We start from the raw sequence: 11,798 nt of genomic DNA on the forward strand, positions 1-11,798 counted from the left end.
ACTGATTGTGGCCAAGCACCGCAACGGTCCGGTGGGACGGGTCAATCTGTTCTTCCGGAATGAGTGCACGAAGTTCATCAGTCTGTCAAAGAGGGACGACGGCTGAATCGAGACGGAGTCCAAAGCGCCATTTGGTATTCTTCGTACAGCCTTTTTTGCAAGTCACTGCTAATAAACCCTTTGTCCCCGAAGTTATAGGGATGAGGAATTTGGGTCATGACGCTTTCGGCTGCGATTCGATCGTGGCAAGATGCTTCCGTCACCACATACCCCATTGGCAGCCCTTGATCGGTCACTTGAAGGTGCAGCTTCAACCCGTAGTACCATTGCTTTTTGGAAACGCAATACCCGATGTTGGCGATCTCTTGAAACCGTTTGACCCGATCCATTCTCACGGCATGACATAACTCGATTGGCAAGCTATCCACCACAGCGTAGGCATGGTGCTGCCCGCGTTTCGCCAATTCATGGCGAATCCATTTGATCGCAGATCGACAACGACGATGATACCGGGAACGTTCCAGAAACTGCCCCTTTGGGAACAAGTTCCCGATAACAAAGCGATGCCACGCCCGTTCAGAAGTAAAACCGAGCAGCTTTCCTAAAAGATGAATGGCGATGATGACAGCGTCCTCTTGCTTGACCAAATGGCGATTTCGACGATGAAGATGCACCTGAATGCATGAAAGTTGAGCAGAAACAAAAAAGAAAATGGCTGCATATTGCTTTTGAATCTTGGCCCGATCTGTAGTAAAATGAAAGTGCTCTTGCATGGGGATTCTCCTTTCGAATGGTAGGTCGCGCTTTCATTCTACAGGAGATCCGCCAGGCAAGGGCTATTTTTATGCTTGTCTGATTTTATCTAGCACCACGGGTGATTGATGAATATTTTTAGGCTGTTGTTTTCAATTGCCGCCCGTAAAACAACAGCCGTTTGAACGATTTCCCCTTTTTCGTTTAACGTCGTTTCGATGAAACAAAGCCCCCCAACACCTTGTCATCGCCAAATGACTCCCGCAACACATCCATATGGACCATGCCGTTTAAGAGTGGCAAAATCATCGTTGTCTCACCGACGTACGGTTTAGCATCAGCGAGGGCGCCCGCCAAATGATACGCCTTGTTTGAAAACACAACAAGATCGAACGGCTCCGTCCGTTCACCGGCCGCGATCAGTTTCGGCGCGAGCACTGCATCGCCGTGGACGCTGCGGATGACAAGCCCGCGTTCCTCAAGCTCCCGCTTTCTCCGCTCACGGACGAGAAATGTCACATCGACGCCTTTTTCGAGCAGGCGTCCGCCGAAATAGCCGCCAACCGCCCCTGCTCCCACGACAAGAACGCGCATGTTATGTATCCCCCTTTTCCCACATGTTCATAGCCAAGCCTAGGCTGGAATGGACAGCGTTTCGATGCAGACGTTGAAAAAAGGAAGAAGGGCCCCCCCTCCTTCCTTTCCAGCCGCTAGCAGCAACGCGACACTTTGCCGCCCTTGGCATTGTAGCGCGCCTCTTGCGCCTCGCAGAAAAACTCTTTCCGCGACTTGATCGGCTCACCCGGATGATGGGTTTTCATATGCTCGACATATTTTTCATAACTCGGCACGCCGACAAGCAAGTCAAGAAACTGCCGGCGATAGGCCAACACAGTTTGCAGCCATTTAGGCATAATGCTTCGCTCCTTCTCCATCGCGCGGCACGTACGGCGCTTCTTTGAGCGGCACATGTTTGTTTTGCAGCACTTTGATCCAGATGTTCAACGCCGAGATCAACATCGCAATCACAACGAGCATGAAAATCGCACACAATGTCGCATCAATGTAGTCGTTCATAATAATTTGCCGCATTTGCGCCTCATTCGTGGCCGGCGCCAAAATTTTGCCTTGGCTCAAGCTGTCTTGGAACATTTTCGCATGCGACAAGAAACCAATTTTAACGTTTTCATGGAACAGCTTTTGATACCCCGCCGTCAGCGTGACGACCAAAAGCCATATCGTCGGCACGAGCGTCACCCAAACATAAGCCTTTTTGCCCATTTTAAATAGAATGGTCGTCGCAAACAACAAGGCGATGCCCGCCAACATTTGGTTAGCGATGCCAAACAGCGGCCATAGGGTGTTGATGCCCCCAAGCGGATCGACGACGCCTTGGTACAGGAAGTAACCCCACGCCAACACACAAAGGGTCGTGGCGATCAAGTTCGAGGCAAGCGAATCCGTTTTGCCAAGCGGCTTGTAGAACGTCCCCATAATATCTTGGATCATAAAGCGGCCGACGCGCGTGCCAGCGTCAATCGTCGTCAAGATGAACAGCGCTTCGAACAGGATGGCAAAGTGATACCAGAACGCCATGAGCGCCTTGCCGCCGATGGCGCTCGATAAAATGTGCGCCATCCCAATCGCCAACGTCGGCGCCCCGCCCGTGCGCGACAACACCGTTTGCTCGCCGACGTCCTTCGCCAGCTTCGTCAGCATGTCAGGGGTGATCGTAAATCCCCACGATGACACGACTTTGGCCGCCTGAACGACATCCGTGCCGATCACTGCCGCCGGGCTGTTGATGGCAAAATACGCCCCTGGCGTCAGGACGCAAGCCGCCACCATCGCCATAACCGCCACGAACGACTCCATCAACATCGCACCGTAGCCGATCGGCCGCGCATGGCTTTCAAGCTCAATCATCTTCGGCGTCGTGCCGGATGAAACGAGCGCGTGGAACCCGGACACTGCGCCGCAGGCAATCGTGATGAACAAGAACGGGAACAAATTACCGGCGAAGACCGGTCCTGTACCGTCGATAAATTTCGTCACTGCCGGCATTTGCAAATCCGGCATCACAACGAAAATGCCAAGCGCCAATCCGACGATGGTGCCGATTTTCAAGAATGTGCTCAAATAGTCACGCGGCGCAAGCAGCAGCCATACCGGCAGCGCCGAAGCGACAAATCCGTAAATGATCATTAAGATCGCGATCGTTTCCCCTTTGAGCGTAAGCATCGCCGAAAGCGTCGGATGCTCTGCGACGTACTGACCGGCCACAATCGACAAAATCAACAACACAAATCCCCCAAGCGACGCCTCGGCAACACGACCTGGACGGATGAAGCGCATGTAAATGCCCATCAAAATCGCAATCGGAATCGTCGCGGCGATCGTAAACATCCCCCACGGGCTTCCGATAAGCGATTTCACAACAACGAGCGCCAATACGGCCAATAAAATAATCATAATGCCCAAAATGCCAAGCGCTGCGATCAAGCCCGTCACCGGACCCATTTCTTCCTTAATCATTTCGCCGAGCGACTTCCCGTTGCGGCGCATCGAAGCGAACAAAATGACAAAGTCTTGCACCGCTCCGCCGAGCACAACGCCGATCACAATCCAAAGCGTCCCAGGCAGATAGCCCATCTGCGCGGCCAAAATCGGTCCGACAAGCGGTCCCGCACCCGCAATAGCGGCAAAGTGATGGCCAAATAGCACCCATTTGTTCGTCGGAACATAGTCCTTCCCGTCATTGAACACTTCCGCTGGCGTTTTCCGGTTATCATCAAGACCAAACACTTTGCGGGCGATAAACCGGCTGTAAAACCGATAAGCGACCGCATACGTGCAGACGGCGGCGACGATCAGCCATATGGCGTTGACCGATTCGCCGCGGCTTAAAGCCAAAATGGCAAACGCTGCGGCCCCAAGGACGGAAATCAGGCCCCATAACAAAATCGATTTTATCCCCTTCACACGGCTTCCCCCTTTATTTATTTGTCAAAATCCTTTACACAACTATTATATTCATTATTCAGAAAAATTTAAAGTATTTTTTATCTTCAGCTAACATATCGTTTGGTTCTATAGGAAAGTTTTCCTTCCTTCCTATTGCAAAAAAGTATAAAACAAGTCTTTTTAGTAAAAAATGTAATTACACCCATCGATTGTCTCCAGGTCCATCTGACGGTGCAACGGACAAAGCAACGATCAACTAATACTATCTCAGTAAAGGGTTCGAAAAGGTGAAAGCGATCGAAGCATTGTTATGGAGCATTGCTTTGCCTGGATTCGGGCAACTGTTGAACAAAAAGTATATAAAAGGAATTTTGTTTATTGCGTTGGAATTTGTGATTAACACCCAATCCCATTTCAATGAAGCCATCCGCCTCAGCTTTTTGGGACGTACGGATGAGGCCGCCCGCATTGTCGATATCGGATGGCTGATGTTTTATCCATGTTTATACTTTTTTGCCATGTGGGATGCGTTTAAAGACGCTGGCGGCGGGCAAACGCCGTACTCGTTTTTGCCGTTTGTCGTCTCCGCCTACTTTGTGACGGTCGGCTTGATGTACTCGTCGCACGTGACGATCGGCGGCGTGTTTTTTGGACCGATTTGGCTGCCGATCTTATCTGTCATCCCCGGGCTCTCCATTGGATGGCTGCTGCAATTTCTGCTGCTGAAATGGAAATAGCCATCCGCTTGGTGATTGCCCAGCCACAAAAGCCGCCAATTATTCATTGGCGGCTTTCGGTTTCGTCTCTTTGGCGCTTTTTCGTTTTTTTATCGTTCCCGCCACAATGACAGCGGCAACAACAAGCAACTCAAATCCATACTTCACGGCAGGATTGGCAAAATACGCCTTTAAAAACGGCTCATCGACGATCATTTTCGCCGCCGTCCAGGCGAGGACACCGGCGCCGATCGTAATAATGATTGGGAAGCGCTCGATCCATTTTAAAATAAACGTGCTGCCCCACACCATGATTGGAACAGAAATGAGCAGCCCAAGGATAACAAGGAGAAAATTTCCATGCGCGGCACCGGCGACCGCCAACACGTTGTCAAGTCCCATCAACGCATCGGCAATAATAATCGTGCGCATCGCTTCCCATAAACTTCCCCCAGCCTCGATATCATCGTGCCCCTTTTCCTCAACGAGCAGCTTGTAAGCGATCCAGACAAGTAAGAGACCGCCAACAAGCAAGAGGCCTGGAATTTTAAGAAGCCATACAACGAAAATCGTTGCTAACGCCCGAACAACAACGGCGCCGGCCGTTCCCCAAATGATGGCCTTTTTTTGCTGATGCTTTGGCAAGTTGCGGGCCGCCAATCCAATCACAATGGCGTTATCCCCTGCCAGCAAAAGATCGATAATAATGATCGACAGCAACGCCGTCCAAAACTCCGCTGACAATACATCCATGGAACAATCCCCCTTCAAAAGTTATATTTTTCCTTTAGCGAAATCGGCGCCATCTTGATGACTTGTTGCAAAATAAACAGGAAGACGGTCAAATCATCGATCAAACCAAACAACGCAATCCAATCTGGAATGAGGTCAAGCGGCAACGCTATATACAAAAGCAGCAAACCGACAGAAAACAATTTTTTTCGCATTGGCACTTCATGAGAAACGAAAAATTCGAACAAAAACGGTAGAAAACGCCGGACATGGACGATGAAGCGAAGTCGTTTCCACCATTTGCGCATGTCATCCCCTCCGCTTTTTGTTCTTTTTGAAGCTGAACCTATCTTCTTTTACGATTATCTTCCCCCTTTTGTTCCATGACATGAAAGAAGGCCTTTACCATCCTTGGTAAAGGCCTTCATAAGTAAAAGAGACCTTTACCAACATCGGTAAAGGTCTCGCTAACAACGTCGCCGTTGCCAACAAAGCCGAGGGCATGCGCCCTGAACTGACGACTTTGCTGTTAAAGCTACTCCCCTTTAACAAAAGAAACTATATTCGTTTTTATATTTTCATGATATTCAATATTTATACCTGTTGTCAACTCTTTTTCTTGGCAAGAAATGAATCCAATTTATTGCCCCGCCGTAAACTTCAAACCAATGACTCCGACAAGAATGCAAAGCAAAAACGCCACCCGCAGCGCGTTGACCGGCTCGTTTAAAAACAACATGCCGACCAAGGCCGCCCCGAGCGCTCCGATTCCCGTCCACACCGCATAGGCGGTGCCGATCGGCAACGTTTTTATCGCCAGTGATAAAAAGTAAAAGCTCGCCGCCATCCCCGCAATCGTCACAACAGAAGGCCAAGGGGGCCCCCATCCGTCTTACACCGGGTCGTTATCGACGCCACTGTACGATTCAATCGCTTGATCGAGCGCCCGGTAGGCCTCAGCGAAAGCGTTTGTCGCCGATTCATCTCCCGCCTCGGCCAGCTCCATTCGCGCATTGCGCGCGTGAGTCACCGCACGGATGACATCTTCGATCATTTGCCGTTTATCCCTGGCGCTCGCTTTTAACCGTTCAAGCTCATGAATCGCCCCATCAAGACTCGTCGAGCGCGGTTCGTCAAACGATTGTTCCAGCTGCTCTTTCACACGCTCCAATATTTCTTTCATGCTCGCCCATCCTTTCTCTATTCGTTGTCATCCGCTAGTGTGGGCGATTGGCGGCAAACTATGCATTACCAAGACGCTGAAATTGTGTTTACTTATCTACGTGCACATCTTTCAAACCAGCCCAAAACGCGGCGATGATCGACAGGGCGACGATGATCATCGGCGCATACATGATCAAAAATGTTTGCATTATCCTTTTCCCCCTTCCCATTTTCCTTTAACGTACTCCTTGTTAAACACAAAGAGGCGCATAAGCAAATAAAGTGACGGAATTAATAACAGGAGGCCGGCAATAAACGCGACGATCAACGCCATAGCCATCGTCTCATTCGTAAACCCGTCATAAATCGTCAAATACGGGTATAACAAATACGGATAATGTGAAATGCCATAGGCGTAAAAGGCGAACGCGTATTGAAACAACAGCGCAATAAACGCCCAGCCGAACCGCCGCTGCCGCCAAAGCAGCCAAACGGTAATGACAAAACACAAAAAGGAAATGACCAGCATCCACGCCACATTCCATAGGTTGGCGTAATGCTCGGGATTATGGTAGCGGAGCTGGTAAATAATGAGCAGCGCTGACAACATCGTCGGCCCGCTCCAAAGAAGAGCGTAGCGGCGCAACAGCGCCCGCGCCCGTTCATCCTTGGCCTCGTCCGCATAGTACGTTAAGAAAACGGCAGAAATGTAAAGAACGCTCGTCACACTGAGCAGCACAATGCTCCATGACAACGGGCTTGCAAACAGCTTCCCATAATCCAGCGTAACGCCTGAGGCGCCTACCTCCACAAACCCGCCTTCAGAAATCGTCAACACGATGGACAGGGAGGCCGGAATAAACAACCCCGTCAATCCATAAGCGATTAAATACCAGTTCCGTTCCGTCCCCCCATACGTATGAAACGCATAGTACGAGCCGCGAATAGCTAACAAAATGATGGAGATGCTCGCCGGGACAAGCAAAATAGAACCGTAATAATACGCCGTTTTCGGAAAAAAGCCGACAATGCCGACAAAGAAAAAGACAAGAAAGACGTTCGTCACTTCCCATACAGGGGAAAGATAGCGCTGAATGATGCGGTGCAAAATATGCTGTTTGTTTGCCCAATGGCTATAGGCGCTGAAAAACCCAGCCCCGAAATCAATCGAGCCAACGATAATGTACCCGAACAAAAACAGCCATAACACCGAAATGCCAATGACTTCGAGCGTCATGGCGCCACCTCCCCATTATTGGCCCGCTCTGCCAGCTCCCGTTCAACCGGGTTGCGGCGGAACATACGGATGAGCACTATTGCGCTCGCAATTACTAACACCATATACAAAAGGCAAAACAACACAAGCATCGTATCCACATGCGCCGACGATGTCGCTCCTTCCGCCGTTTTCATATAGCCACGCAAAATCCACGGCTGCCGCCCGACTTCCGCTAAGTACCATCCCGCCTCAATCGCAACCATCGCCAGCGGCCCTCCCGCCACCAGCAGTCCAAAAAACCACTTTTTCGCCGTCCACTTCCAGCGGAAAATCGATCCGAGCCAATACGCGGCTGCGACAACCATTAAAAACACCCCGATCGTGACCATCACATCGAATAAGTAATGAATGTACAGTGGTGGGCGTTCATCTTCCGGAAATTCGTTCAGCCCGGTCACAACCGCCCCCGGGTGGTTGTGCGCCAAAATGCTTAACGCATATGGGATTTTAATGGCATACTTCACCTCGCCATCCTCTGTCAGCATGCCAAACAACACGAGCGGCGCGTGGGAGCTCGTTTCAAAATGCCATTCAGCGGCCGCCAGCTTTTCTGGCTGGTATTCGGCTAAAAATTTGCCCGATAAGTCGCCAATCAATACACTGGCTACCGAAAAAATAAAAGCTGTTTTCATCATTAAATGAAGTGCCTTGCGATGATAAATGTGACGATTGCCTTTCCATAAATGCCAAGCGGCGATCGAAGCAAGCACGAATGCTGACGTCATATACGAAGTCGCCAGCACATGGGCGACTTTCGTCGGCATCGCTGGGTTGAACATAGCCGCGATTGGATCGATGTTGACAAGCTCGCCGTTTTTAAATTCAAACCCTTGCGGCGTATTCATAAACGCGTTCACCATCGTAATAAACATGGCTGATGCTGAAGACCCGATTGCCACCGGGATAAGCAAAAGCAAATGTTTTTTCTGATTTTCGAACCGATCCCATGTATACAAATAAATGCCGAGGAAAATGGCTTCAAAAAAGAAGGCGAACGTCTCCATGAACAGCGGCAAGCTGATCACTTGGCCAGCCAGCTGCATAAAGTTCGGCCATAAAAGCGACAGCTGCAAGCCGATCGCTGTTCCTGTCACCACGCCGACCGCTACGGTGATGACAAAACCGCGCGTCCAGCGGCGAGCGAGTAAGATGTAATGCATATCATTTTTGCGAATCCCAACCCACTGGGCAATGGCGATCATCAGTGGAACCCCGACGCCGATCGTGGCATAAATGATGTGGACCGTCAGCGTCAATCCCGTCAAAATACGGCTAAGCAGCACCGGATCGTAACCGTTCACGATTCATCCCCCCTTATGAAAACAAGCGACCAATCAAGGAAAGCAAGACAATAGTCGCAACAGCAAAGCTAACGAACACAAGCGTTTTTTCATGCCGCTTCCACATATCTACCCCCCCGAGCGAACAAACAGTGGTGAAGAATTTGTGACAATCATCACAAATTATCCACTCCATATTATTTCATAAAATCGGGGACGCTATCCGGCATGATTTCGAATAATTTGTGTCATTTTTCACATATTCATCGTGACAAACAAAAAAAGCAGGAGATCCCTGCCCTCATGTTATAAATATTTCCGATGCACCGTTTTCCCGTCATACGTAAACAACATCGGCTTTTCCTCGACGACCGTCTCCATATGGACCGGACGGCCCCACAACTGATAAATGTATGGGAGCACTTTTTCTAAATACTTCAGATCGAGTTCGATTCCTTCATACCAATGCTTCAAATACAACTCTCCGTTGCGCATATAATCGCCGTCATTGACCGTGATATACGGGAATCCGCTGTTTACCCGCATGCTGACGAGTTGGTCGCGGATATGATCCCAGTTTTTGTCGACGATTTTATATTCTTTCCCCTGTTTTTGGAACAAATACATATCTTCGCGCATAACGAGCTCTTTCGTTAAATAGTTGCGCAAAAACGAAATGTCGGATTCGAGTTCGCGCACTTCAAAAATTTTCGCCCTCCCCGACCCCGGCTTGACGCCGTATTTTTTCATCTCCTCAGTCGGGTTGTTCCACCGCTCTTCAATGTCTTCAAAAATTTTCAGTCCTAAATAATACGGATTGATGCCAGTGCGCGACGGTTGCACGACGTTGGCGTTCAGTTTCGCAAATTCAATCGCCTCATCGCTCGTCAAATCCATCTCGCGCAAAATGCGCTGATGCCAATACGTCGCCCATCCTTCGTTCATGATTTTCGTCTCCAGCTGCGGCCAAAAATAAAGCATTTCCTCGCGCATCATCGTTAAAATGTCGCGTTGCCAATCCTCCAGTTCGCGGCTGTATTCTTCAATGAACAATAGCACATCTTTTTCCGGTTGCGGCGGAAACTTGCGCCGTTTTTTTCGCGGCGGCGTTTTCAGTTTGTCTCGCTCGTCAAGCGACCATAAATCGTCGTACGGCGTCGATGTTTTCGGAGGCTCCTCCTCTTCGTACACTTCCGTATCTTCCCACGTCCATGACAGCTTCGGCCGCAGGAGCGAGGGATCGATATGCTCCTGAATGGCCAAGACGGCATCCAAAAATTTTTCCACTTCCAATTTTCCGTATTGATGTTCATAATGCTTGATCCGCTCCGCTGTCGCCGCCATGCTTTCCACCATATCGCGCTTCGTGTTGCTGAAGCGGACGTTGTTTTTGAAAAAGTCGCTGTGGGCCAACACATGGGCGACGATCAGCTTATTTTGGATGAGCGTATTCGTATCGAGCAAAAACGCGTAGCAAGGGTCCGAATTGATGATGAGCTCGTAAATTTTGCTTAACCCTAAATCATAATGAAGCTTCATTTTGTAAAACTGTTTCCCAAAGCTCCAGTGGGAAAATCGCGTCGGCATCCCATAGGCACCAAACGTATAAAGAATGTCCGCCGGGCAAATTTCATAACGCATTGGATAAAAATCAAGGCCAAATCCTTCCGCAATTTCCGTAATTTCCGCAATCGCCCGTTCCAACTCTTTCAGCTCGTCCTGCCGCATCCATCTCCCCCCCTTTTTCCTCTTATCACAATGTATGAGGGAAACGGTGTTTTGATACGTTCCATCGTTTGGCATGAACGCGCAGCGCCCCATTTTCATTTGTGGACCGTTGGTTTATAATGGTCATATACAAGAAATCGCGGCAAAGCGTGGTGGTCATTTGCAGCACTATTTGCATTATCTTATCGAACACTTCGGCTACATCGGCATTATGGTTGCGCTGATGCTCGGCATTGTTGGGCTGCCGATCCCCGACGAGCTGCTGTTGACATATGCCGGTTACCGCGTTTCAACGGGGGCGTTTTCGTATCCGCTCGCTTTTCTTTCCTGCTGGCTTGGAGCCATCATTGGCATCTCGCTCAGCTATATGCTAGGGATTACGCTCGGGCTACCGTTTTTGCATAAATTCGGTCCCAAGCTCCATCTTACAGAAAAACGGCTCGAGCAAACAAAAGCGCTTTTTTCGAAGCTCGGCCCAGCGGTATTGTTCATTTGCTATTTCATCCCCGGCGTTCGGCATCTCGCCGCCTTTTGGGCCGGCATGAACGCCTACCGTTGGAGAAAGTTTGCTTTGTTCGCCTACAGCGGGGCGATGGTGTGGGTCGCTGTCTTTTTGACGATCGGCTCCTATTTTGAAAGCCGCTGGATGGCCGTCAAGCAGTACATCCATGCCTACCGTCCATTCTTATTTCCAGTCTTTTTGGTCGCTCTTGGTTTCGCCATCTTCTATTGGTACATCCAGCAAAAGCGAAAAACACCGAGGTAATCTCCGGTGTTTTTCATTCTCTATGCGCGCTATACGTTCTCGCGCGGGCCGCGATGGTACGTTTCCGTCAGCAGACCCATAAACAGGCCGAATACGAACATAAACATCGAGGCCCCGATAATGCCGAGACTGATGATCGTCAAGAAATAGTCTTTGTTGTAAGCGTTTGCGATAAAAATAAGCAATAACAGTACAACTCCGACAATCAATCCCACTGACGCCATCCATTTGCACATGTTGATAATTTCTTGCCATTCGTGCCGTTTGTTCATTCTCATCATCCCATTATTTTGAGGATACTATCCTTGTCACAAAATCGCAACATTTATTTTTCCTTTTTCGTTTTCATTTCGGTTACAATTTATATTTTGCCTTCTGTCGCAACATTTACAGGGCAACAAAACGCCCCGCCGTCA

The 11,798-nt window shown here is 49.5% G+C and carries 12 protein-coding genes and 3 pseudogenes; 2 read left to right on the forward strand and 13 right to left on the reverse strand.

Going from position 1 to position 11,798, the window contains the following annotated elements; translation table 11 throughout:
• Window positions 1–95 precede the first annotated feature (95 nt).
• From IKE44_RS12065 to IKE44_RS12080, 4 genes and pseudogenes are all read right to left on the reverse strand, one after another.
• Window positions 96–773 (reverse strand): annotated as a pseudogene (locus IKE44_RS12065) (IS982 family transposase); the annotation flags it as partial.
• 143 nt (window positions 774–916) lie between these two features.
• Window positions 917–1,347: pseudogene (locus tag IKE44_RS12070) on the reverse strand (2-dehydropantoate 2-reductase N-terminal domain-containing protein); the annotation flags it as partial.
• A gap of 116 nt (window positions 1,348–1,463) precedes the next feature.
• Complete coding sequence (locus IKE44_RS12075) at window positions 1,464–1,667, reverse strand: YbdD/YjiX family protein (RefSeq protein ID WP_015374005.1); 204 nt, start codon at window positions 1,665–1,667, stop codon at window positions 1,464–1,466.
• Complete coding sequence (locus tag IKE44_RS12080; protein ID WP_033013875.1) at window positions 1,660–3,735, reverse strand: carbon starvation CstA family protein; 2,076 nt, start codon at window positions 3,733–3,735, stop codon at window positions 1,660–1,662. Before IKE44_RS12080 ends, IKE44_RS12075 begins: the two co-directional genes overlap by 8 nt.
• 269 nt (window positions 3,736–4,004) lie before the next feature.
• Between IKE44_RS12080 and IKE44_RS12085 the strand changes: the two genes are divergently transcribed.
• Complete coding sequence (locus tag IKE44_RS12085; RefSeq protein WP_014194961.1) at window positions 4,005–4,454, forward strand: hypothetical protein; 450 nt, start codon at window positions 4,005–4,007, stop codon at window positions 4,452–4,454.
• A gap of 39 nt (window positions 4,455–4,493) precedes the next feature.
• On the opposite strand, the gene IKE44_RS12090 is transcribed toward IKE44_RS12085, so the two are convergent.
• From IKE44_RS12090 to IKE44_RS12120, 8 genes and pseudogenes are all read right to left on the reverse strand, one after another.
• A complete protein-coding gene (locus tag IKE44_RS12090; RefSeq protein ID WP_033013876.1) occupies window positions 4,494–5,186 on the reverse strand; it encodes a TerC family protein in 693 nt (230 codons plus the stop codon).
• Between the two features lie 14 nt (window positions 5,187–5,200).
• On the reverse strand, window positions 5,201–5,473 hold the full coding sequence (locus tag IKE44_RS12095) for a YkvA family protein (protein WP_049625097.1): 273 nt from the start codon (window positions 5,471–5,473) through the stop codon (window positions 5,201–5,203).
• 332 nt (window positions 5,474–5,805) lie between these two features.
• Window positions 5,806–6,045, reverse strand: a pseudogene (locus IKE44_RS12100) (DMT family transporter); the annotation flags it as partial.
• Between the two features lie 12 nt (window positions 6,046–6,057).
• Window positions 6,058–6,348: a hypothetical protein gene (locus IKE44_RS12105; protein WP_033013879.1), complete on the reverse strand. Its 291-nt coding sequence runs from the start codon at window positions 6,346–6,348 to the stop codon at window positions 6,058–6,060.
• Window positions 6,349–6,436: 88 nt separating this feature from the next.
• Window positions 6,437–6,538 carry a cytochrome bd oxidase small subunit CydS family protein gene (gene cydS / locus IKE44_RS13895; RefSeq protein WP_375153661.1) on the reverse strand — a complete coding sequence of 34 codons (102 nt, stop codon included), beginning with the start codon at window positions 6,536–6,538 and terminating at the stop codon, window positions 6,437–6,439.
• Entirely contained in the window at window positions 6,538–7,566 is a 1,029-nt protein-coding gene (locus IKE44_RS12110) for a cytochrome d ubiquinol oxidase subunit II (RefSeq protein WP_049625099.1), read from the reverse strand. Before IKE44_RS12110 ends, cydS begins: the two co-directional genes overlap by 1 nt.
• The gene (locus IKE44_RS12115; RefSeq protein WP_049625100.1) at window positions 7,563–8,909 is read right to left on the reverse strand and encodes a cytochrome ubiquinol oxidase subunit I; all 1,347 of its coding nucleotides are present in this window, start codon (window positions 8,907–8,909) and stop codon (window positions 7,563–7,565) included. Before IKE44_RS12115 ends, IKE44_RS12110 begins: the two co-directional genes overlap by 4 nt.
• A gap of 285 nt (window positions 8,910–9,194) precedes the next feature.
• The gene (locus tag IKE44_RS12120; RefSeq protein ID WP_287466025.1) at window positions 9,195–10,616 is read right to left on the reverse strand and encodes a SpoVR family protein; all 1,422 of its coding nucleotides are present in this window, start codon (window positions 10,614–10,616) and stop codon (window positions 9,195–9,197) included.
• 160 nt (window positions 10,617–10,776) lie between these two features.
• Here IKE44_RS12120 and IKE44_RS12125 point away from each other — a divergent pair, with 160 nt between their 5' ends.
• Window positions 10,777–11,382 carry a DedA family protein gene (locus IKE44_RS12125; protein ID WP_033013898.1) on the forward strand — a complete coding sequence of 202 codons (606 nt, stop codon included), beginning with the start codon at window positions 10,777–10,779 and terminating at the stop codon, window positions 11,380–11,382.
• Window positions 11,383–11,411: 29 nt separating this feature from the next.
• Here the strand turns inward: IKE44_RS12125 and IKE44_RS12130 are convergent, their stop codons facing one another.
• Window positions 11,412–11,660, reverse strand: a complete 249-nt coding sequence (locus tag IKE44_RS12130) for a hypothetical protein (RefSeq protein ID WP_049625105.1) — start codon at window positions 11,658–11,660, stop codon at window positions 11,412–11,414.
• Window positions 11,661–11,798 lie beyond the last annotated feature (138 nt).

It is taken from the genome of Geobacillus sp., assembly GCF_017515625.1.
Classification (GTDB): domain Bacteria; phylum Bacillota; class Bacilli; order Bacillales; family Anoxybacillaceae; genus Geobacillus; species Geobacillus stearothermophilus.